We start from the raw sequence: 20,429 nt of genomic DNA on the forward strand, positions 1-20,429 counted from the left end.
CTGAATCGGCGCGCGTGAACGTCAGCGCGTGATGTGAAGAGTACGGCTGCGCGGCGCTTCGCACAGCCCTACGGACGGGGGGACGTGAAGGAGGGTAACTACGGACGCAGCAGTGGCGACGCCGTCGTCGATACGCCTTGCGCGAGCGCCGCGGCTTCCTGCGCCTCGAGCGCGCGGACGAAGCCTTCGCGTTCGCGCAGACGCCGCCAGTATTCCGCGATCGATGGCGCGAAGTGCGCGCTCTGCCCCAGCAATTCCGCGAGCATCAGCGCGTAGCCGACGGAAATGTCCGCCGCCGTGAAACGCCCCGCGCACAGATACGGCTGCGCGTCGAGCAGCGGCGCGAGCGTGCGCAGACGCGCGTGGAACCACCGCGCGTAATCCTCGACGATCTGCGGCTGCAGCCGCTCCGGCGGCTCCAGATGCGCGTAGCGAAGCACGAGCGTCTGCGGAAACGTGAGCGTCGCTTCGCCGAAATGCACGAAGTTGAGATAACGGCCGAAATCGGCCTCGTGCGGCGCGACATCGAGCGCGCCCGGCGAATAGCGCGCCGCCAGATACTGGCAGATCGCCGACGATTCGGTCATGAAAAGCGCGTCGTCCGCATCGTCGGTGAGCGCCGGAATCGTGCCGAGCGGATTCACGTCCTTGAAACCGCGCGCGAACACGCGCGGCGGAAACGGCAGCATCTTCAGTTCATACGGCACGCCGATTTCTTCCAGCGCCCACAGCGGCCGGAACGAGCGCGCGCTCACGCAGTGATGCAGCGTAATCACGTCGATTCCTCCGGTGCTTCAAACGAGCCAGGACGGCTTGCGCTTCTCGAGGAAGCTGCGCACGCCTTCGCGCCCTTCGTCCGATGCGCGGATGCGCGCGATGCGCTCCGCCGTCTCGCCGATCGACGATTCGTCGATCTCCTTGCCCGCGAAATCCGCGACGAGCTTCTTGCATTCGCGCACGGCGTTCGGACTGTTCGCGGCGATGCTCGCGGCGATCGCTTCGACGCGCGCATCGAGCTGATCGGCGGCGACGGCTTCGTGTACGAAACCGAGACGCAGCGCTTCGGCGGCATCGAAGCGCTCGGCCGTCACGAAATAGCGATGCGCCGCGCGCGCGCCCATCGCGCGGACCACGTACGGCGCGATCGTCGCGGGCATCAGGCCGAGCTTCGCTTCGGAGAGACAGAAGTGCGCCGTGTCCGCCGCGACCGCGATATCGCACACGGCGACGAGTCCCATGCCGCCCGCGTAGGCGTCGCCCTGCACGCGCGCGATGACCGGCTTCGAGCAGGCGTAAATCGTGTTGAGCATGGTGGCGAGACCGAGCGCATCGGCGCGATTTTCCGCTTCCGAATAGCCCGCCATGCGCTTCATCCAGTTGAGATCGGCGCCCGCGCAGAATGCCGGACCGTTCGCGGCAAGCACGATAACGCGCACGTTGGCGTCGTCGTCGAGCGCGCGGAAGGCGGCGGTCAGCTCGACGATGGTCGCGTCGTCGAAGGCGTTGCGCACGTCGGGGCGATCGAGCGTCACGCGCGCGACGTGGCCTTCGATGCCGAGCTTCAGGCGTTGCAGATTCGCTGCGTCGGTCATGCTTCGTCTCCTGCGCGCTCGAATTGAGCGCGGCTCAGTTTATCGTGGCTGGCAATTTACCTTTCGGCGATCAGTGTCATCGAAAAACACGAAAACGGTCAACTCATATATTTGAGTGTCACTCACAATGAGTCCATCAAACAATCATCCGACGAGTCGCGCCGAAACCCATGCACCGACGCAATATACTCGTATATATTACGGTGCTCGCCGGACCCTACGGCCACACGCTCGCGGCCTCCAACGCGCCGCCTGAAGTCGTTCCATAAGCAGAATTTCAACTCGATTCAAGGAGCTTTACGTGATGACTCGTATTCTGCGCGCTTTGCTTTGCGCGTTCGTTCCGCTCGCTGCGGGCATTGCTTCGGCATCCGCGCTGGCCGGCGAAGTGCAGGTCGCGGTCGCGGCCAACTTCACGGCGCCCGTGCAGGCGATCGCCGCCGACTTCGAGAAAGACACCGGCAACAAGGTCGTCGCATCGTTCGGCGCGACGGGTCAGTTCTACGCGCAGATCAAGAACGGCGCGCCGTTCGAAGTGTTCCTCGCCGCCGACGACGCCACGCCCGCCAAGCTCGACAGCGAAGGCGCGACCGTTCCCGGCAGCCGCTTCACCTACGCGACGGGCGCGCTCGCGCTGTGGTCCGCGAAAGACGGCTACGTCGACGATAAAGGCGACGTGCTGAAGAAGAACGCGTTCAAGCACATCGCGATCGCGAACCCGAAGGCCGCGCCGTACGGTCTCGCCGGCTATCAGACGCTCGACAAGCTCGGCCTCGCAGCAGAAATCAAGCCCAAGGTCGTCGAAGGCCAGAACATTTCACAGACGCAGCAGTTCGTCGCGACCGGCAACGCGGAGCTCGGCTTCGTCGCGCTGTCGCAGATCTACAAGAACGGCAAGGTCACGAGCGGCTCGGCGTGGATCGTGCCGGCGAACCTCCACGAGCCAATCAAACAGGACGCGGTTATCCTGAACAAGGGCAAGGACAATCCGGTCGCGAAGCAGTTCATCGAGTACCTGAAGGGTCCGAAGGCCGCCGAAGTCATCAAGTCCTACGGTTATCAACTCTAATTTCGCCGATGCCGCTCGATAGCGCCGATCTCCAGGCTATTACGCTGACGCTCGAACTCGCGTCGCTGACAACGGTGCTCCTGCTCGTCGTCGGCACGCCGATCGCGTGGTGGCTCACGCATACGCGTTCGAAACTGAAGGGCGTCGTCGGCGCGGTGGTGGCGCTGCCGCTCGTGCTGCCGCCGACGGTCATCGGCTTCTATCTGCTCGTGCTGATGGGGCCGAACGGTTATGTCGGCAAGATCACGCAGGCGCTCGGTATCGGCTTGCTGCCGTTCACGTTCACGGGGCTCGTCGTCGGCTCGGTGATCTATTCGATGCCGTTCGTCGTGCAGCCGCTGCAGAATGCGTTCGAAGCGATCGGGCGCCGTCCGCTCGAAGCCGCCGCGACATTGCGCGCCGGTCCGTGGGACACGTTTCTCACGGTGGCGCTGCCGCTCGCGCGGCCGGGCATCGTCACGGCGACGATTCTCGGCTTCGCACATACCGTCGGCGAATTCGGCGTCGTGCTGATGATCGGCGGCAATATTCCGGGGCGCACGCGCGTCGTGTCCGTGCAGATCTTCGATCACGTCGAGGCGCTCGAATACGCGCAGGCGCACTGGCTCGCGGGCGGCATGGTGATATTCTCGTTCGTCGTTCTTCTGCTGCTCTACTCCGGCCGACGTTCCGTCACGGCTCATGTCTGAACTCACTTATCAACGCGTGATGCTCGACCGCGCGCATACCCGTTCCGACGAAGCCATCGAAGCGCGCTTTCTCGTCGAGCACGAGGGTTTCGCCTTCGATATCGATCTCGCGCTGCCCGGTCGCGGCGTCACCGCGATCTTCGGCCATTCCGGCTCCGGGAAAACCACGCTGCTGCGCTGTCTCGCGGGACTCGCGCGGCCGCGCGCCGGGCGGCTCGTCGTCAACGGCGAAGTCTGGCTCGACACCGAGCGCCGCATTTTTCTGCCGACGCACAAGCGCCCGCTCGGCTACGTCTTTCAGGAAGCGAGCCTCTTTCCGCACTTGAGCGTGAAGAAGAATCTGCGCTTCGGGCTGGAGCGCGTGAAACCGGCAGAGCGGCGCGTGGATTTGTCGCAGGCGGCGGAATTGCTCGGCATCGCGCATCTGCTGGAGCGCATGCCAGCCGGATTGTCAGGCGGCGAACGGCAACGCGTGGGCATCGCGCGGGCGCTCTTGACGAGTCCGCGTCTGCTTTTGCTCGATGAACCGCTCGCGTCGCTCGATCAAAAACGCAAGCAGGAAATCCTGCCGTATCTCGAACGCCTGCACGATGAACTCGACATTCCCGTGATCTACGTGAGCCACGCGCCCGAAGAAGTCGCGCGCCTCGCGGATCATCTCGTGCTGCTCGAAGGCGGCCGTGCGCTTGCGAGCGGGCCGATCGCCGATACGCTCGCGCGGCTCGATCTGCCGCTCGCAATGGCCGACGACGCATCGGTCGTGTTCGAGGGAATCGTCGACGGATACGACAGCAAGTACGGCCTGCTCACGCTCGCGCTGCCGGGCTCGCGCGCGAAGCTCGCCGTCGTGCATACGCCTTTGTCCTGCGGCAAGACGATGCGCGTCGCCATCAAGGCGCGCGACGTGAGTCTCGTCACCGGCACGCACGAGCACGAGCGCAGCAGCGTGCTGAACGTGCTGCCCGCGACGGTGATCGGCATCGCGAAGGACGCCCATCCGTCGCAAGCCGTGGTGCGGCTCGACGTCGACGGCTCGCCGCTGCTCGCGCGCGTCACGCGTTATTCGCTGGACCGGCTAGGCATCGTCGAAGGCATGCGCCTGTGGGCGCAGGTGAAGACGGTGTCGCTACTCGCCTGAACGCGCCGCGAGCGCGGCGTATTGCAGCAGCATGATCGTCTTGCCGTCCATGATTTCGCCGCGCTCGATCATCTGCATGGCGGTTTGCAGCGGGACTTCGATCGTCTCGATTTCCTCGCCCTCTTCCTCTACGCCGCCGCCGTCCGAAACGCGCATCGAGCTGTCGTAATCGCCGACGTAGAAATAGAGCTTCTCCGTGACCGATCCCGGGCTCATGAACGCCTCGAAGATCTTCTCGACGCGATGCACGCGATAGCCCGTTTCCTCCTCGACTTCCGCGCGAATGCGCTCTTCGGGCGTGGCGTCGTCGAGCAGGCCGCCGGGCGACTCGATCAGCATGCCGTCGTGTCCGTTGACGAACGCGGGCATGCGGAACTGGCGCGTCAGCAGCACGTTGCCGGTCTTGCGATCGCGCAGCAGAATCGTCGCGCCGTTGCCGCGATCGTAGGTTTCGCGGCTCTGACGCTGCCAGACGCCATCGCGGCGCTGAAAATCGAAAGTCACTTTTCTGAGGACGTACCAGTCGTCCGACAGCACTTCGGTTTTGAGGATGCGGACGCGCTCGCTCGTTTCCATCGGTTCACCCGTTCGACAAGTTGTTGAACTCATGGTAGCGTGCAGTTTCGTGCAATATCAAGAAATTTCGTGCAAACAATGTTGACCAGTCAGCGCAAGAAAGCGATTCTCGATGCCCTCAAACGCGACGGCCAGGTGCTCGCCGCCGAACTAAGCGCACGCTTCGGCATTTCCGAGGACACGGTGCGGCGCGATCTGCGCGAACTCGCGGCCGAAGGGCTGCTGCAACGCGTGCACGGCGGCGCGCTGCCTGCTTCGCCCGCGATCGCGCCGTTCGCGCGGCGCGAGGACATGGAATCGGAGGCGAAGCGGCGCATCGCGAAGAAAGCGGCGGACATGATCGCGCCGGGGCAGATCGCGATCATCGACGGCGGCACGACGTCCGCGCTGCTCGTGCGTCAGTTGCCGGCGAATCTGTCCGCGACGATCGTCACGCATAGTCCGAGCGTCGCCGTGGCGCTGGCGGAGCACGCTTCGGTCGACGTCGTGCTGATCGGCGGCAAGCTCTACAAGCATTCGATCGTCACGGTCGGGGCCGCTGCCGTCGAAGCCATGTCGCACATTCACGCCGATCTCTATTTCATGGGCGTCACCGGCGTACATCCGACGGCCGGCCTCACCACCGGCGATTTCGAGGAAGCGCACGTCAAGCGCGCGCTCGCGGCGCGCGCGGCGGAAACCGTCGTGCTGGCGTCGGCGGCGAAGCTCAACGCGGCTTCGGCCTACAGGATCGGCGGGATCGATCTGGCTCAGACGGTCATCGTCGAGGAAACCGCCGACGCGAAGCTCGTCGAACCGATCGAACGCGCCGGAATCACCGTGCTGCGCGCATGAATTCACGACACTTTGTTACCGGGTAACGCGCCGAAAAATACGCGCCGTTCCGCGTAATTGAAATTCTCCGGCAAAGGGAATAGCGTTCGAGGATGCGCTATGTCAGGTCAACTGCGGAGGTCGGATTTCCGTTGGTGCCATCGACATCGCAAACATTTTTTCTGGAGAAGGACGTGAATCGCCTGAAGGCTTTTATCGCGCTATCGCTGATCGCGAGCGCGGGCGTGACCGCCAACGCGTACGCCTGGGCGCGCGTCGGCGTGTGGGTCGGCGGACCCGTGTATTACCCGTATCCCGTCGCGCCGGCGCCGTATTACTACTATCCGCCGCCGCCCGTCGTCGTTCAGCCTGCCGCGCCGGTTCAATACGTCGAGCAGGGTCAGCCCGCCGCCGATCCGGGCGCGCCCGAGCAGCAGCCAGGCATGTGGTACTACTGCGACTCCGCGAAGGCCTATTACCCGTACGTGAAGCAATGCGCCAACGCATGGCGTCCGGTTCCGGCGACGCCGCCGCCATCGAACTGATGCTGTTCGGCACTTTGAAAACCGATAACGAAGCGAATTCGCAAGAATCCATGAACTACTCGAGGCTTGGCCTTTTACTGGCGGCAATCGGCGTGACGGGCCTTTCGGCCTGCACCGTGATGCCTACCGGCCCCAGCGTGATGGCGCTACCCGGCAGCACCAAAACGTTCGACCAGTTCCGCGCCGATGACAACTCCTGCCGCCAGTTTGCCCTTCAGCAGGTCGGCGGCGTGGACGCCAATCAGGCGGCGACCAACAGCGCGGTCGGCAGCGCGGTCGTCGGCACCGCGCTCGGCGCGGCGGCGGGCGCGGCCTTCGGCGGCGGATCGGGCGCGGCCATCGGCGCGGGCGCGGGCCTTCTGACCGGCAGCGCGTTCGGCGTCGGGGCATCGCAGGCATCGGGCTACAACGTGCAGCAGCGCTACGACTACGCGTATCTGCAATGCATGTACGCCGCCGGCGACAAAGTGCCGGTACGCGGCTCGACGCGCATGGTTCAGCCGTCCGGCGGCGCGTATTCCACCACGCCTCCGCCGCCTCCGCCGCCGCCGGGCTGGCAGCCGCCGCCCGGAACTTACTGACAGACTGAGTCAATGCCGCACGCGCCGGTCATCGCCGCCGGCGGCGAGCGGCGCATCGGGCACGAACGACGGCGCCACGAGCAAGCCCGTCACCCAGCCGATATAAAACCGCAAGTCGCTCCAGAACTCCGATCGCTCATACACGCGAAACGCCTGTACGTGCGCGAGCCATAGCACGAGTTGCAGCGCGCCCGTCAGCACGAGCCAGGCGAGCGCGATCACGCCGGTCGCGCGGGCGCAGCGCCTGAACGTGAACGCATCCCACTGTTCCCGCACGATGAGACATCCCGCGATCAGCACGGCTATCGTGGGAATCGCGCTCGTCACGAGCACATGCGCGCTCCAGCCGAATATCACGCCGACCAGCAAACCGACGATGATCGACAGCGCCGCAATCGGCCACGCGATCCACGACGGCGCGCGCGCGGCCATCCACGCAATCGTGATGAAAAACGGCGTCATCGCCCATTGCAGCGCCTGCGCCACGGCTTTCACGAGGTTCTCGCTTGCCTGCTCGTTGGAGTGACTCGCTGCGACATACACGGTGATCGCCTCGTGCACGCAGACGGCGACGATCGCAAAGCTCAACGCCTCGCACGCGGCGAAAGCGGGAGATTTCTCGGCGGGCTCGTGCGCGTCGGACAGACCGCGCAAGCGCTCCAGCACCGGCTCGACGAAGAACGCGAGAATCGCGCCGATCAGGAGCGCGGCGGCGGCATCGGTCAGCGAAAAATGGCCGAAGAGCGAAAACAGCCCTTGCCACAGAAATTCGGGCGCGGCCGCGCACACGGCCACCCAAAGCGCGAAGAAGAACCCGTTCGAAGCACTTCTGAGCGGCATGGCCACCTCGATGCGTTTTTATTGTTCCGGCGGCGACGCATCCTTCACGCGGTCTATCAATGTCGCGCGCACGCGCTCGCGCAGGTCGGCGGGCATCGAAAAGCATTCGTAGGCGAGCGCCTGCGCAACGGTCACGATCCGCAGTTCTTCGTAGCGGCGTCCGCTTTCGATCATCGCTTCGAAGGCGTTGGCGCGCTCGTTGATTTCGATCGGATCGGCATCGACGAGCAGGACGGCGTGCGCAAGCACCGCATAGAGCGGCTGGTCCTTGTCGCCGTGCGGCACGCGCCGCCAGTACTGCGCGGTGCCCGCGATCTTGCGGGCGTCGTCGCCGGGGCCCCAGGCGAGATTGAAGCGGCCGTCGCAGAAAGAACCTTCGACCGCCTGCCAGTGCGTCAGCACGCCGAGCGAGCTGAGCGCATCGGCGAGAATCCGGCACAGATGCACGTAGACGGTTTCGGACAGCGCGCTCATCGGCGCGCGCACCGGATACGCGAGGCTCAGATTGAGCACGCCCGGACCCTGCGGAACGAGACCGCCGCCGGACAGACGCAGCCACACGGGACAGCCGCGCGCAGCAAAAGCCTCGCGCGCGTCGGCGAGCGCCGCGTAACGCTGATAGCTGCGCGGCACGACGAGCGATGCAGGCGCGTCCCAGACATGCGCGACGGCATCGCCCGCGGCCGCGCGCGCGAGGAGCGCTTCTTCGGCTTGCAGCGGATCGTGCGGATCGCCGGAAAGCGCGGCGGGATCGATCAGTTGGAAGGGCATGGCATCGAAGGAATGACGCGCCGACGCAGACGCGATCCCGACATGGTAGTCAAGAACGCGCGGACGCGCCGCGACGGTGTCCTGCTCCGCCGCGGCGCGCGCCGGACGATCAGCCGCCCTTGGCTACGTGCTCCTTCAACAACGCGTTGACTTCGTTGGCCTTCTCCATCTGACTCATGTGCCCGGCGTCGTCGAACACGCGAACGGTCGCGCCTTCCGGTGCATGCTTCGCGTGCGCGGCGGGAATGATCTGGTCCTTTTCGCCCCAGATCACGAGCACCGGCTTGCCCGACGCAGCCAGCTTGCCGCCCGGCAGCGCGCTCTGCTTTCCGCCCGCGAACAAGCCGCCGTTGAGCGATGTCAGCGCGTCGCTGACGCCGTCGAGCCGCTTGTACTTCAGGAGATCGTCGAGCATCTGGCGGCTGACGAGTTCGGGACTCGCGAACAGCAGTTCGACCACCGGTTTCAGCTCGCGACGCGATTCGGCCGTGACGAAGCCTTCGGTGTACGCATTGTTCACTTCATCGCCGAAGCCGGCAGGCGATATGAGCGACACGGACTGCACGCGCGACGGCTGGTCGACGGCCATCTGCGCCGCGATGCCGCCGCCCATCGAATGGCCGACGAGATGCGCCGCTTCCAGACCCACGGCGTCCATGAACTTGCCGACGAACGCGGCCAGCGCTGCCAGAGACGTTCCAGGCACTTTAGGCGTCGATTGTCCGTGGCCCGGCAGATCCAGCGCGAATACGCGGTTCCTTTCGGCGAGCGCATCGAGGTTGAACAGCCAGTTGTCGAGATCGCCGCCGAAGCCGTGGATGAACAACACCGCGGGCCGGCTCGCATCGTCGCCGCCGCGCGAGGCGTAGCGCACGCGGATGCCATCGACATCGACGAAGTGATACGCCGCCGCTTCCTCGCCCGCTTCCTCATCTTCGGCGGGCGTGACGTAGGACGAAACGTACGCGTCGATATCGGCGTCGCTCACGTCGGACGGCGCGAGCACGCCGAGCAGCGCCTTGACCGGCAGCGTATCGCCCGCCGACGCGACCCGCCGACGCAGCAAACCCGCGTCGGGCGCTTCGACGGCGTTGGCGATCTTGTCGGTTTCGACATCGAGGATCGGCATGCCGACGGTAATCTCCGTGCCCTCCTCCACGAGCCATTCGTTGACCGTGCCTTCCTTCATCGACAAGCCCCATTTGGGCATCACGATCGGTGTGATTGCGGCCATCAGTGCTTTCCTCCCTTCATGGTTTTTCGTGCGGCGTCGGCGATCTGCGCGGCGCTCGGTATGTAAAGATCTTCGAGCGTCGGCGAGAACGGCACCGGCGTATGCGGTGCGCAGACCATCTGGATGCCCGCTTTCAGCGCGCCGAACGCCTGCTGCGCGACCTGCGCGGAAATATCCGTGGCGATATTGCAGCGCGGGTTCGCCTCATCGACGACGACGAGCCTGCCCGTGTTCTCGACCGTCTCCAGCACCGTATCGAGATCGAGCGGCGACAGCGTGCGCAGATCGACGACTTCCGCTTCGATGCCTTCCTTCGCGAGCGTCGCGGCCGCCTCCAGCGCGCGATGCACCATCAAGCCGTACGTGACGATCGACACGTCCTTGCCGTCGCGCACGACGTTCGCTTCGCCGAACGGAATCGCATACGAGTTCTCGGGCACTTCGCCTTCGAAGCCGTAGAGATTCTTGTGCTCGCAGAAAATGACCGGATCGTTGTCGCGGATCGCCTGAATCAGCAATCCCTTCGTGTCGTAGGGCGTCGAAGGGCACACGACCTTCAGCCCCGGAATGTGCGTGAACAGCGAGGTCAGCATCTGGCTATGCTGCGCGGCCGCGCGAAAGCCCGCGCCGACCATCGCGCGGATCACGACGGGCGTTTCCGCCTTGCCGCCGAACATGTAGCGGAACTTCGCCGCCTGATTGAAGATCTGGTCGAAACACACGCCCATGAAGTCGATGAACATCAGCTCCGCGACCGGACGCATGCCGCACGCCGCCGCGCCGATCGCCGCGCCCACGTATGCCGATTCCGAGAGCGGCGTATCCAGAAGGCGATCGCCGTGCTTCGCGTACAGACCTTTGGTGACGCCGAGCACGCCGCCCCACGCGTCTTTCTCGCCGTCCGCGCCTGCGCCGCCGACGATGTCCTCACCCAGCACGATCACACTCGGATCGCGCGTCATTTCCTGATCGATGGCTTCGTTGATCGCCATCTTCATGCTCAGTTTGCGGGCCATGGTGTTTGTCTCCTCGAATCAATATTTGACGTAGACATCGGTGAGCAGATCGGCGGCGGTGGGCAAAGGGGCGTCCTTCGCTTCCTGCACCGCGCGGTCGATCAGCGCGGCGACCTCCTTGTCGATCGCGTCGAGTTCTCCCGGGGAGATCACGTCGGCTTGCGTGACGGCGGCCGCGAACTTCTTCAGGCAATCCTTGTTCGAGCGGATATCGTCGATTTCGCCGGGCGCGCGGTACGTCTGCGCGTCGCCTTCGAAGTGACCGTAGAAGCGGATCATCTTGCATTCGAGCAGCGCCGGCCCGCCGCCTTCGCGCGCGCGTTTGATGACCTCGCCCGCCGCTTCGTACACCGCGAAGAAATCGGTGCCGTCGACGGTCACGCCCGGAATGCCGAAGCCCGCCGCGCGATCGACGTAGCTATCGACGGCCGTGCCGTAGTCACGCGCGGTCGATTCGGCATAGCCGTTGTTCTCGATCACGAAGATCACCGGCAGGTTCCACACGGCCGCGAGATTCAGGCTTTCGAGAAACGTGCCCTGGTTCGACGCGCCATCGCCCGCGAACGTGATGCCGACTTCGCCCTTGCCGCGAAACTTCGCCGCGAGCGCCGCGCCGCAGATCAGCGGCGCGCCCGCGCCGAGAATGCCGTTCGCGCCCATCATCCCTTTCGACAGATCGGCGATATGCATCGAGCCGCCCTTGCCGTTGCACGAGCCGCCTTTCTTGCCGTAGATTTCCTTCATCATCGCGACCGGATCGACGCCTTTCGCGATGCAGTGTCCATGTCCACGATGCGTGCTCGCGATGCGGTCGCCATCGTTCAGATGGGTCATGATGCCGACGCCCGCCGCCTCCTCGCCCGCGTACAGGTGCACGAAACCGGGAATGTCGCCGCGTCCGAAATCGACGTGCAGGCGCTCTTCGAAATCGCGGATCGTGCGCATCTTGCGATACGCGCTCAGCAGTTCGTCCTTGGAGAGCGGCAAGCCGCCCGCATGTTGCGTCGCTGTCATCTCTGTCTCCTTTGATGTCTTCCGTGGGTTGGCCTAGCGGGTGTGGCTGCTGGACTGACGCATCAGCCCGGACGCCGCCGCGTAACGCATGCACGCGGCGACATCGATGCTGCGAAAAGCGCTTTCCCTGAGCGTGACGCTCACTTCGTCGCCGGGTCCGAAGGCGAGCTCGCGTTCGCCGTCGAGCGCGACGATGCCGCTCTTCTGCTTCACGCGATGCGGCACGCCGTCGGCGAGGCGCGTCCAGTTCGCGATCGGCACGGGTTCGACGAGGCCGGGCGCGATCGGCGCGTGCAGTTCGAATTCGCAGTCGCCTGGTCTGCCGAGCTCGATCGCGAGTCCGCCCTTGTCGTGCCGCCCGAGCGGTTCGAGCAGACCGGCGATCGCCGACATGCCGATCGCCTGCGGATCGGCGTAAGAGACGTAGACGGCGGCGAGCGTGTCGATCTTCCACAGCGCCCGCGCGCCGATGAAATGCTCGTGCGAAATCACGGCATCGACGAGCGCGATGTCGCGGCGCACGCTGCCTTTCGCATCGCGAATTTCGATGTCGAGCAACTTGTTCGACGCGAGCGCTTGGCGCGCGGGGACGCGGCCCGTTGCGTAGAGCCCCGTCGCAAGTCCGGAGATGGTCGGCTCCCGCATTTCCGGATAGGCGTTGTTCGTGCCCGTCGACAAGCCTGCGATCGGCACCTGGCCGCACTCGCGCACGACCGCGCGATGCGTGCCGTCGCCGCCGAGCACGATGAGCGCATCGGCGCCGGCGTCGTGCATCATGCGCGCGGCGCGAAACGTGTCGTCGACGCGCGCGGTCACGGGCATGTCGAGGAATTCGACGTGAGCGAGCGCGGCGTCCGGACCTTGCTTGCGCGAAAGATGCCGTTGGAGCATGACCTTGAGACCTTCGCGGTCCGGCATCATCAGCACGCGCGAAGCGCCGCACGACGCGAGCGACGACAGCAGCCGCAACACAATATTCACGCGATCCGCGAGCTGCAGGCTGTTCGCATTCGCGATGACGCGCCGGATGTCCCGCGCCGAAACAGGATTGGCAATGATGCCGACGAGCGGCGCCGCGCTGTCACGCATGCCAGTGTCTCCGTTGTGTGTTTTGTGCGGCGGATAAAGGCAAGCGCCATGCCAATCTGAAGACGGCTTTCGCGCGCGAAAAAGCGAGGGATTACCCGCGGAAATCGGGCGCTTTGGAGGTGTACGGGGCGCCGCCGTGACAGGTGTCACAGCGGCAGGTGTATCGGCGGGAGTACAGGCGTATCGCGCGTTAGTGACCCGCGTCGCGCTGATTCGGCGACTTGATGCCGTAGCGCGCCATGCGCCGGTAAAGCGTCATGCGGCTCACGCCGATCTGCCGCGCGACCGCGCTCAGATTCCAGCTCGCCGCGCGCAGATACTGCATCAGCAGCATGCCTTCGGGCGGCAGCCGATGCGGATCGAAATCCTCGACGACGGCGCGCGCCGGCTCGGCTTCGACTGGCGTCGGCGCGCCGTCGAATCCTTCCGGCAGATCATCGACATCGATCGAACCGTTCGCGCACACCGCGCGCGCATAGCGCAGCACGTTGCAAAGCTCGCGCAGATTGCCCGGCCACTCATGCCGATGCAGCCGTTCACGCGCCGCCGGCGTCAGCGTGACCGCGCCTTCGAGCAGCTTGTCGACGAGCCAGTCGAGATCGCTTCGTTCGCGCAGCGGCGGCAGCGTGAAGCGCGCGCCGTTCAGGCGATAGTAGAGATCCTCGCGGAAGCGTCCGTCGTGCATGAGCGCGTCGAGCGAATGATGGGTGGCGGAAATCACGCGCACATCGACCGATACGGGCCGCGACGCGCCGATCGCGAGCACTTCGCCTTCGGCCAGTACGCGCAGCAGCCGCGATTGCAACTCGCGCGGCATGTCGCCGATTTCATCGAGAAAGAGCGTGCCGCCGTCCGCTTCCTGAATGAGCCCGCGCTTGCCTTTCGCGCCCGCGCCCGAAAAGCTGTTCGGCAGATGCCCGAACAATTCGCTTTCGATGAGCGTCTCCGGAATCGCCGCGCAATTCACCGCGACGAACGGCCCCGCGCGCCGCGCGCTCGCGCGATGCAGCGCCTTCGCGAAAAACTCCTTGCCGCTGCCGGTTTCGCCATTGACGAGCAGGTTGATCGGCGAATCGACGAGCTTCGCGGCGCGTTCCAGTTGACGCCTGAGCGCGGCATCGCCACCGCACAGCGCGGCGAGCGGCGCGGGCACTTCCACGCTGCGCGCCGCAGTCGCGTTGGTCGACGGCGTGACGCACGGCGCGGGCGGCATCACGCTCAGATAAAGCAGCGCGCCGGATTTTGCGAGCGGCACCGCGCGCAATTCGCTCGGGCGCGAATAGACGAAGCGGCCCAGCTCTTCGATGCGCGCGTCGAAAAGCGTATCGAACGGCACGCCGATCAGCGACGTCGCCCTTTCTCCCGGCGCGACCGGACGGCCGATTTCGGCGGCGAGCATCGTATGCGCGCGGCGATTGTGTCCGACGATGCGTCCGCTCGCATCGAGCGCGATCAGATATTCGGGGTTCACATCGACGAATTCCGGCGCGGTGTTCAGCTTCAGAATCCAGTCCTGCCGATGCGTGCGCAGAAAATTCGCGTTCTCGATGTGCCCCGCGTAAATCCGCACGAGTTGCAGCGCGAGATTCTGGCTGTCGCGCGCTTGCGGCGACACGAGCGCGGAAATGTCCAGGATCGCGGAAAGCGCGCCGCGCGAATCGTAGAGCGGCGCGGCGGTGCACGTGAGCGGAATGTGCGTGGCGTCGAAATGATCGATCTGATGGACGGTGAGCGCCTGCCCCGTCGTGAGCGCGGTGCCGACCGCGCAGGTGCCCGCGCCCGCTTCGCTCCACTCCGCGCCGAGATAGAGACCCGCGCGGCGCAGCGAGGAATCGGTGTTCGCATCGCCGATGTAATCGACGGTCACGCCGAGCGCATCGGTGAGCAGCACGACATAACCCATGCCCGCGACCTGCTCGTACAAGGCTTCGAGACCGTGACGCGCGATGCGCGCGAAGTCGTCGATGCGCTGCTGATGCTCGCGCAGGCGCGTCTGCGGCAGGATGCGCGCTTCCTGCATGCGCGACGGATCGAGTCCGTACTGATGCACGCAACGCCGCCATGAAGACTGAATGATGCCGTCGTGCGCTCGCGCCGTACCGAGCGCGTCCGCCCGCGTGGTCGCCGCGACGACTGCCTCGATGTGCTCGCGTTGCCGCATGTCCATCGTGCTCTCCTTGGCGTTCTCGTGCCGCCCGCACGCGGAATTCACCGATTCGCACGAGCGTGTCTCAGGCCATATGATGCTCGAATCGGCAGAACGCGTCATGCGGCGATAGCGCTGCGCCGCAACATAAACGGCCGCTGATACATCGGCGCATCAGAACGAAAATCAGGAGACAGCGGATGGCGAAGATCGCTTACGAAGACTTCGAGCGACAGATCGTGCAGCATCACCTCATCAAGGGCAACGTGTACGAGAACGGCGCGGCGCTCGTCGAGCGCGCGAACAGGTGGATTGCCGAGAACGACGTCGACGTGCTGAACGTCGAGAGCCTCTCGACGTTCGGCGCCGGCGACGATACCAGCGTGAGCCATTGGTACTCGGGCATTCGCGTCTGGTATCGGATCGCGTAGAAGAAGAATCAGCCGCGGCCGACGAACGGCATCTTGGTGGCCATCACGGTGTGGAACAGCACGTTGGCTTCGAGCGGCAGGTTCGCCATGTAGAGCACCGACTGGCCGACGATCTTCACGTCCATCATCGGTTCGATGGCGATCTCGCCGTTCGCTTGCGGCACGCCCTTCGACATGCGCTCCGACAGCTCGGTGAAAGCATTGCCGACATCGATCTGACCGACCGCGATGTCGTACTTGCGGCCATCGAGCGATGCGGTCTTCGTGAGACCTTGCACCGCGTGCTTCGTCGCCGTGTAGGCCGCCGAATTGGGGCGCGGCGCGCTCGCGGAAATCGAACCGTTATTGATGATGCGGCCGCCCATCGGCGTTTGCGCCTTCATCGTGCGGAACGCTTGCTGCAGGCAATAGAACATGCCGTTCAGATTGATATCGACGACGTTCTTCCATTGCTCGGGCGTCCAGTCCTCGAACGGTCCCGGCGGATTCGTCACGCCAGCGTTGTTGAACAGCAGATCGACGCGGCCGAAGCGCTCGACCGCCGCCTTGAAGAGCTTCTCGACCGATTGCGGATCGGAGACGTCGGTCGGCACGGCGAGCGCGCGCTCCGCTGCATTCGATTCGCCGATCACCGCGTCGAGCGGCGCGGGACGTCTTCCGGCAAGCACGACCGACCAGCCGTCGCCGAGCAAGGCCAGCGCCGCCGCACGGCCGATCCCGCTTCCCGCTCCGGTGACGATGGCGATTCGTTGAGACTGCTTGGCTGCGTCAGACATGTCGGCGTTCTCCTGTTGTCGGGCGCGCGACACTTTGCGCGCGCTTTTGGGGAGAACATTATCGACGATGATTCAGCGATTCCGCGACGCTTCCGTCGTAACGGCGCCGGCCGTCGTCTTGCTCGCGCCGCTGCCGTCGCAGAAGACGGCCGTCATCATCATCGGCACGACCTGTTTGACGACCGCCGTGCTGCCCGATTCGCGCACCTTCGCCTCGACCGTTTCCGACGCGGCGAGCACCACGACGCCATACGCGGAATCGTTGATCGGCTGGCCGCTGCCGCGCTTGAACATGTCGTCGCCGTGCTCGTAGCCCAGCACGGCATAGACGCGAAAGCCGTAAGCGGTGAGCTCGCTTCCCTGGGTCGGCTTGAACGCGTTGACCGAATTCGCCTCGACGCGCATGGGGCGCGCGTCGATGGATTTATCGGCGACGAGCGGTGCGATGAAGTTGTGCGCGCTGGACTTGCAGTCGAGCTGGCTTTCGAGAGACGTGGCGGTGCACAGGCTGGGCAGCAGTCCCCCGACCACGGCAGCGATTGCGGTAAGCGTTGCGAGAGGAGCGGTTTTCATGGCAGCGTAACCAACGGTTCGTAAGGCCGGCACGGATTCCCGGGCACCCGTGCCGATGCAATAACCGAGCCAGTGGACCGGCCCGCACGTCGCGTTCGCGCTGCACATTCCCGCAAGGGCTTGGTTTCTTCGTTGTTCGTTGACTTCTTGACCTTCGCGCTGCGCGCAATCCTCGTATCGATGCTGCGATTCCTACAATCGCTTTTGTAGTCGAGGCAAGAACAGATTCCGCGTTTCGACATACGTCGTCTGTACGAGATCCCTCAATCTTTTCCTGTCGATGCGGCGAGCGGATGACAGCGCGCGATGGTGTCTTCGACGCAGGAAAGCCGCGAAATCGTTATATTCGGCGCTTCGACCTTCGAGGACTCTAAATGACCGCGCTTGCCGATTTCCCCATCACCCGCAAATGGCCCGCTCAGCATCCCGAGCGCATTCAGCTCTATTCGCTGCCGACGCCCAATGGCGTGAAAGTCTCGATCATGCTCGAGGAAACCGGCCTGCCTTACGAGCCGCATCTCGTGCGCTTCGACAAGAACGATCAGATGTCGGACGAGTTCCTGTCGCTCAATCCGAACAACAAAATTCCCGCGATCATCGATCCGGACGGACCCAACGGCGAGCCGATGCCGCTCTTCGAATCCGGTGCGATTCTTGTCTATCTCGCGGCGAAGAGCGGCCAGTTGATGCCCGACGATGTGGCGAAGCGCTACGAAACGCTGCAATGGCTGATGTTCCAGATGGGCGGCGTCGGCCCGATGTTCGGGCAGGTCGGCTTCTTTCACAAGTTCGCGGGCAAGGATTACGAGGATAAGCGTCCGCGTGCGCGCTACGTCGCCGAATCGAAGCGGCTTCTTGGTGTCCTCGACAAGCGGCTCGAAGGTCGCGACTGGATCATGGGCGACGAGTACAGCATCGCGGATATCTCCACGTTTCCGTGGGTGCGCAATCTGATCGGCTTTTACGAAGCGCGCGAGCTGGTGGATTTTCACGAGTTCAAGAACGTCGAGCGCGTGCTCGACGCGTTTCTCGCGCGGCCTGCGGTGAAGCGCGGACTGGAGATTCCGAAGCGCGATTGATTGCGGGGCATCGGTCGCTTTCGTTGGGAACGCGCACGCAAAGGTTTGCGGCGCGTGACCGCGGCGCTTGTCACACAAACGTCGTCGACGATCGGTAGATTGCGCTCTCCACAAAAGTCCGATGATTGGCCGCTGCGCGCCTCCGGACTTCTCCGCGCACGATTCTCTTCTACCGAAAATGTCAAAGTTCACCGTCAAGGCGCGCCTCGCGATCGTCATGGGCGCGGTCGCCGCCGTGCTCGTTGCGGTCGGCAGCGTCGGATTATTCGGCGTCCAGCAAGGCAATGCCGCGCTACGCCACGTCTTCGAAGGGCGCGTGCAAGCGCTGCAGACCATTTCCACGATCGACGAACTCATCACGCAAAGCCAGTTCGCGATCAGCGATGCCGTGCTCGATCCATCGGCGCAAAAGACGCAAGCCGTGGTCGCATCGACGCAGCAGCGCGTCGCAAGTATCGATGCCCTGCTCGGCCGCTATCTGCGCTATCCGCTCGATTCGACCGAAGCGCCGCTCGCAAAGCGCCTCGCCGCCGACTGGGCGACACTGCGCGACAAAGGCTTTCGTCCGTCGACGGATCTGCTCGCCGCCAACAATTTGGCCGAAGCACAGTGGATCGTCACGCAGCAGATCGAGCCGCAAGCGAAGCGCGTCAAGAAGGAAAGCACCGATCTGCGCGCGTTTCAGCTCACCGCCGCACAGCAGGAATACGACGACGCGCAACGCGTGAGCCGCATCGTGCAATGGAGCGTGGGCGCGTGCATCGGGGCGGGCGTGGCGCTCGTCGGCTGGCTCTGCTTTTCGTTGGCGCGATCGCTCATGCGCCAGCTCGGCGGCGAACCGGAACTCGCGGCAAGCGTGGCGCGGCGCGTCTCGCAAGGCGATCTGCTGACCGATGTGCCCGTCGCGCGCGGCGACACGCAAAGCGTGATGTACGCGATGAGCCTGATGCGCAGCCAGCTCGCGTCGATGGTCGGCGACATCAAGCGCTCGACGCAGACCATCGGCGTCGCGGCGGCGGACATCACCGAGGGCAACCACGCGCTGTCCGCGCGCACCGAGGAACATGCGGCGAGCTTGCAGCAGACGTCGGCGAGCATGGAGCAGATCGCATCCACCGTTCGCGCGAACGCCGAGCACGCGAATCGCGCGCGCGAGTTGGCGAGGGAAGCGTCTGGGCGCGCGAAGGATGGCGAACGCGCCGTCGCCGATGCAATCGCGCGCATGATGGATTTGTCGTCGCGTTCGGCGCAGATCCGGCAGATTACGAGCGTGATCGAATCCATCGCGTTTCAGACGAATCTGCTCGCGCTGAACGCGGCGGTCGAAGCGGCGCGAGCCGGGTCGCTCGGACGTGGCTTTGCTGTCGTCGCCGAGGAAGTTCGCGCGCTCGCGCGACGCTCGTCGGCCGCGGCGAAGGAAATCTCGCAATTGACCCGCGAAGTGAACGCGCACGTCGAATCGAGCGGCTCGACGGTCATGCGCGCGGGCACGACGCTCGCCGATCTGCTCGCTTCCGTCGACGCCGTGTCGATGCTCGTCGAAGCGATCGCGACGGCTTCGCGCGAGCAAAGCAGCGGCATCGACGAAGTGAACGACGCGGTATCGCAGATGGATCGTTTGATGCAGAAGAATGCCGCCCTCGTGAACGAAGCGGCGACGGCCGCGCACGCGCTCGACGCGCAGGCGCGCGAACTCGGGCAAACCGTCCAGGCATTCCGGGTTTAGGCGTTTTTTGACGCGGCCGGCGCGAATTTTTTTACCGGTTCAGAATGGGAGACGAAGCAACGCGCGAATTTCGTACGCCGGGTCAAATGCGTTACGCATCAACACGTTGGCCCGGCGATGCTCAGGATATCCACAATCTTGCCCACCGATTCTGTGGACAAGCATTCGTCCGTTCCAGCCGTCACGAGTTCGCCGAACGCATGATTTGTCAATGCGAATCTGACGATGGTGACGCCAATGGATGCCCTCCTCTACCCTTCTCGACGCCGCGCCCGGCGCCTTTCGCTGGCTGCGGCTGCCGGCATGATCTGCATGGCGGCTCACGCGCAAACGCAATGCCCCGGCTACGTCGAAACCGACGCCGGGAGCGCGTTCGATATCGCATCGATGATTCGCGACGCCGGCTCGCCGCAATCCGCGCTCGACAAGCTGCGCAACGCGGTGGCGAAAGTGAACGCCGGCGGCGGATGCTCGATCTTTCGCGACCGCCTCGCCTGCGAGGAAACGCTCACGCTCGCAAACAAGGCGATCGTCGCGTTGCAGGCGTGCGCGTCGTCAAGGATGCCTAAAGGCACGACGCACGGCTGATGTCATCGCGCAAATAAAAAAGCGCGTGCCGCCATTTCTGGCGGGCCGCGCGTCAGAGTTAGCCCCCAACTCACTCCACGCGGGCCCCCGGAAAATCGAACCCCGAAACCACCCACCATTTCGGGGCGGCGCGGGTGGATTAT

The 20,429-nt window shown here is 64.6% G+C and carries 22 protein-coding genes; 10 read left to right on the forward strand and 12 right to left on the reverse strand.

The features are described from left to right. Positions 1-98: 98 nt before the first annotated feature. Entirely contained in the window at positions 99-776 is a 678-nt protein-coding gene (locus NCS00_RS24200) for a glutathione S-transferase family protein (RefSeq protein ID WP_008347180.1), read from the reverse strand. A gap of 18 nt (positions 777-794) precedes the next feature. After that, the gene (locus NCS00_RS24205; RefSeq protein WP_250441190.1) at positions 795-1,592 is read right to left on the reverse strand and encodes an enoyl-CoA hydratase/isomerase family protein; all 798 of its coding nucleotides are present in this window, start codon (positions 1,590-1,592) and stop codon (positions 795-797) included. A gap of 304 nt (positions 1,593-1,896) precedes the next feature. On the opposite strand from NCS00_RS24205, the gene modA reads away from it, so the two are divergent. From modA to modC, 3 genes are read left to right on the forward strand one after another with little or no spacing between them, the layout of a single operon-like run. Then, entirely contained in the window at positions 1,897-2,661 is a 765-nt protein-coding gene (modA, locus tag NCS00_RS24210) for a molybdate ABC transporter substrate-binding protein (protein ID WP_008347177.1), read from the forward strand. Positions 2,662-2,669: 8 nt separating this feature from the next. Beyond that, positions 2,670-3,350: a molybdate ABC transporter permease subunit gene (modB, locus tag NCS00_RS24215; protein ID WP_175982081.1), complete on the forward strand. Its 681-nt coding sequence runs from the start codon at positions 2,670-2,672 to the stop codon at positions 3,348-3,350. A gap of 19 nt (positions 3,351-3,369) precedes the next feature. Beyond that, positions 3,370-4,488, forward strand: a complete 1,119-nt coding sequence (gene modC, locus NCS00_RS24220; RefSeq protein WP_250441201.1) for a molybdenum ABC transporter ATP-binding protein — start codon at positions 3,370-3,372, stop codon at positions 4,486-4,488. Here modC and NCS00_RS24225 read toward each other — a convergent pair. After that, positions 4,477-5,064, reverse strand: a complete 588-nt coding sequence (locus tag NCS00_RS24225; RefSeq protein WP_175982083.1) for an NUDIX domain-containing protein — start codon at positions 5,062-5,064, stop codon at positions 4,477-4,479. The genes modC and NCS00_RS24225 overlap by 12 nt on opposite strands. Before the next feature lie 78 nt (positions 5,065-5,142). Here NCS00_RS24225 and NCS00_RS24230 point away from each other — a divergent pair, with 78 nt between their 5' ends. The 3 genes from NCS00_RS24230 to NCS00_RS24240 all read left to right on the forward strand — a co-directional run bounded on the left by NCS00_RS24230 (position 5,143) and on the right by NCS00_RS24240 (position 7,003). Next, positions 5,143-5,898, forward strand: a complete 756-nt coding sequence (locus NCS00_RS24230) for a DeoR/GlpR family DNA-binding transcription regulator (protein ID WP_008347169.1) — start codon at positions 5,143-5,145, stop codon at positions 5,896-5,898. Between the two features lie 173 nt (positions 5,899-6,071). Further along, entirely contained in the window at positions 6,072-6,422 is a 351-nt protein-coding gene (locus tag NCS00_RS24235; RefSeq protein ID WP_250441191.1) for a hypothetical protein, read from the forward strand. Between the two features lie 50 nt (positions 6,423-6,472). Continuing rightward, on the forward strand, positions 6,473-7,003 hold the full coding sequence (locus tag NCS00_RS24240; protein WP_033535907.1) for a YMGG-like glycine zipper-containing protein: 531 nt from the start codon (positions 6,473-6,475) through the stop codon (positions 7,001-7,003). 9 nt (positions 7,004-7,012) lie between these two features. On the opposite strand, the gene NCS00_RS24245 is transcribed toward NCS00_RS24240, so the two are convergent. The 7 genes from NCS00_RS24245 to NCS00_RS24275 form a co-directional block, all read right to left on the reverse strand. Continuing rightward, the gene (locus tag NCS00_RS24245; RefSeq protein ID WP_250441192.1) at positions 7,013-7,843 is read right to left on the reverse strand and encodes a hypothetical protein; all 831 of its coding nucleotides are present in this window, start codon (positions 7,841-7,843) and stop codon (positions 7,013-7,015) included. Positions 7,844-7,861: 18 nt separating this feature from the next. Then, positions 7,862-8,614: a lipoyl protein ligase domain-containing protein gene (locus NCS00_RS24250; protein ID WP_250441193.1), complete on the reverse strand. Its 753-nt coding sequence runs from the start codon at positions 8,612-8,614 to the stop codon at positions 7,862-7,864. A 109-nt stretch (positions 8,615-8,723) separates the two neighbouring features. Then, the gene (locus NCS00_RS24255; protein ID WP_250441194.1) at positions 8,724-9,848 is read right to left on the reverse strand and encodes an acetoin dehydrogenase dihydrolipoyllysine-residue acetyltransferase subunit; all 1,125 of its coding nucleotides are present in this window, start codon (positions 9,846-9,848) and stop codon (positions 8,724-8,726) included. Further along, entirely contained in the window at positions 9,848-10,864 is a 1,017-nt protein-coding gene (locus NCS00_RS24260) for an alpha-ketoacid dehydrogenase subunit beta (RefSeq protein ID WP_008347157.1), read from the reverse strand. The genes NCS00_RS24255 and NCS00_RS24260 overlap by 1 nt, the downstream gene beginning before the upstream one ends. Before the next feature lie 18 nt (positions 10,865-10,882). Continuing rightward, on the reverse strand, positions 10,883-11,878 hold the full coding sequence (locus NCS00_RS24265) for a thiamine pyrophosphate-dependent dehydrogenase E1 component subunit alpha (protein ID WP_008347155.1): 996 nt from the start codon (positions 11,876-11,878) through the stop codon (positions 10,883-10,885). A 33-nt stretch (positions 11,879-11,911) separates the two neighbouring features. Continuing rightward, on the reverse strand, positions 11,912-12,967 hold the full coding sequence (locus NCS00_RS24270) for an ATP-NAD kinase family protein (RefSeq protein ID WP_008347154.1): 1,056 nt from the start codon (positions 12,965-12,967) through the stop codon (positions 11,912-11,914). Positions 12,968-13,157: 190 nt separating this feature from the next. Next, the gene (locus NCS00_RS24275; RefSeq protein WP_008347152.1) at positions 13,158-15,134 is read right to left on the reverse strand and encodes a sigma-54-dependent Fis family transcriptional regulator; all 1,977 of its coding nucleotides are present in this window, start codon (positions 15,132-15,134) and stop codon (positions 13,158-13,160) included. Between the two features lie 179 nt (positions 15,135-15,313). On the opposite strand from NCS00_RS24275, the gene NCS00_RS24280 reads away from it, so the two are divergent. Next, complete coding sequence (locus NCS00_RS24280; protein WP_008347150.1) at positions 15,314-15,544, forward strand: hypothetical protein; 231 nt, start codon at positions 15,314-15,316, stop codon at positions 15,542-15,544. Between the two features lie 8 nt (positions 15,545-15,552). Here NCS00_RS24280 and NCS00_RS24285 read toward each other — a convergent pair whose 3' ends face one another. Together NCS00_RS24285 and NCS00_RS24290 are read right to left on the reverse strand one after the other, a co-directional pair. Continuing rightward, positions 15,553-16,320, reverse strand: coding sequence for an SDR family oxidoreductase (locus tag NCS00_RS24285; RefSeq protein ID WP_250441195.1), 768 nt, complete (start codon positions 16,318-16,320; stop codon positions 15,553-15,555). A gap of 72 nt (positions 16,321-16,392) precedes the next feature. Then, positions 16,393-16,893, reverse strand: a complete 501-nt coding sequence (locus NCS00_RS24290) for a hypothetical protein (RefSeq protein WP_008347146.1) — start codon at positions 16,891-16,893, stop codon at positions 16,393-16,395. Between the two features lie 374 nt (positions 16,894-17,267). Between NCS00_RS24290 and NCS00_RS24295 the strand changes: the two genes are divergently transcribed. From NCS00_RS24295 to NCS00_RS24305, 3 genes are all read left to right on the forward strand, one after another. Continuing rightward, the gene (locus NCS00_RS24295) at positions 17,268-17,972 is read left to right on the forward strand and encodes a glutathione S-transferase N-terminal domain-containing protein (RefSeq protein WP_008347144.1); all 705 of its coding nucleotides are present in this window, start codon (positions 17,268-17,270) and stop codon (positions 17,970-17,972) included. A gap of 178 nt (positions 17,973-18,150) precedes the next feature. After that, complete coding sequence (locus tag NCS00_RS24300) at positions 18,151-19,698, forward strand: methyl-accepting chemotaxis protein (RefSeq protein ID WP_250441196.1); 1,548 nt, start codon at positions 18,151-18,153, stop codon at positions 19,696-19,698. Positions 19,699-19,935: 237 nt separating this feature from the next. Continuing rightward, entirely contained in the window at positions 19,936-20,286 is a 351-nt protein-coding gene (locus NCS00_RS24305; RefSeq protein WP_033535867.1) for a hypothetical protein, read from the forward strand. Positions 20,287-20,429: the final 143 nt, after the last annotated feature.

Source organism: Caballeronia sp. AZ1_KS37, assembly GCF_023631165.1.
GTDB lineage: Bacteria > Pseudomonadota > Gammaproteobacteria > Burkholderiales > Burkholderiaceae > Caballeronia > Caballeronia zhejiangensis.

Coding starts and splice junctions, on each gene's coding strand:
- NCS00_RS24265 (WP_008347155.1), bottom strand. CDS start 11,878: ATGACAGCGACGCAACATGCGGGCGGCTTGCCGCTCTCCAAGGACGAA.
- NCS00_RS24280 (WP_008347150.1), top strand. CDS start 15,314: ATGGCGAAGATCGCTTACGAAGACTTCGAGCGACAGATCGTGCAGCAT.
- NCS00_RS24305 (WP_033535867.1), top strand. CDS start 19,936: ATGGATGCCCTCCTCTACCCTTCTCGACGCCGCGCCCGGCGCCTTTCG.
- modC (WP_250441201.1), top strand. CDS start 3,370: ATGCTCGACCGCGCGCATACCCGTTCCGACGAAGCCATCGAAGCGCGC.
- NCS00_RS24205 (WP_250441190.1), bottom strand. CDS start 1,592: ATGACCGACGCAGCGAATCTGCAACGCCTGAAGCTCGGCATCGAAGGC.
- modB (WP_175982081.1), top strand. CDS start 2,670: ATGCCGCTCGATAGCGCCGATCTCCAGGCTATTACGCTGACGCTCGAA.
- NCS00_RS24290 (WP_008347146.1), bottom strand. CDS start 16,893: ATGAAAACCGCTCCTCTCGCAACGCTTACCGCAATCGCTGCCGTGGTC.
- NCS00_RS24285 (WP_250441195.1), bottom strand. CDS start 16,320: ATGTCTGACGCAGCCAAGCAGTCTCAACGAATCGCCATCGTCACCGGA.
- NCS00_RS24245 (WP_250441192.1), bottom strand. CDS start 7,843: ATGCCGCTCAGAAGTGCTTCGAACGGGTTCTTCTTCGCGCTTTGGGTG.
- NCS00_RS24225 (WP_175982083.1), bottom strand. CDS start 5,064: ATGGAAACGAGCGAGCGCGTCCGCATCCTCAAAACCGAAGTGCTGTCG.
- modA (WP_008347177.1), top strand. CDS start 1,897: ATGACTCGTATTCTGCGCGCTTTGCTTTGCGCGTTCGTTCCGCTCGCT.
- NCS00_RS24275 (WP_008347152.1), bottom strand. CDS start 15,134: ATGGACATGCGGCAACGCGAGCACATCGAGGCAGTCGTCGCGGCGACC.
- NCS00_RS24240 (WP_033535907.1), top strand. CDS start 6,473: ATGAACTACTCGAGGCTTGGCCTTTTACTGGCGGCAATCGGCGTGACG.
- NCS00_RS24250 (WP_250441193.1), bottom strand. CDS start 8,614: ATGCCCTTCCAACTGATCGATCCCGCCGCGCTTTCCGGCGATCCGCAC.
- NCS00_RS24255 (WP_250441194.1), bottom strand. CDS start 9,848: ATGGCCGCAATCACACCGATCGTGATGCCCAAATGGGGCTTGTCGATG.
- NCS00_RS24260 (WP_008347157.1), bottom strand. CDS start 10,864: ATGGCCCGCAAACTGAGCATGAAGATGGCGATCAACGAAGCCATCGAT.
- NCS00_RS24270 (WP_008347154.1), bottom strand. CDS start 12,967: ATGCGTGACAGCGCGGCGCCGCTCGTCGGCATCATTGCCAATCCTGTT.
- NCS00_RS24230 (WP_008347169.1), top strand. CDS start 5,143: ATGTTGACCAGTCAGCGCAAGAAAGCGATTCTCGATGCCCTCAAACGC.
- NCS00_RS24295 (WP_008347144.1), top strand. CDS start 17,268: ATGACCGCGCTTGCCGATTTCCCCATCACCCGCAAATGGCCCGCTCAG.
- NCS00_RS24300 (WP_250441196.1), top strand. CDS start 18,151: ATGTCAAAGTTCACCGTCAAGGCGCGCCTCGCGATCGTCATGGGCGCG.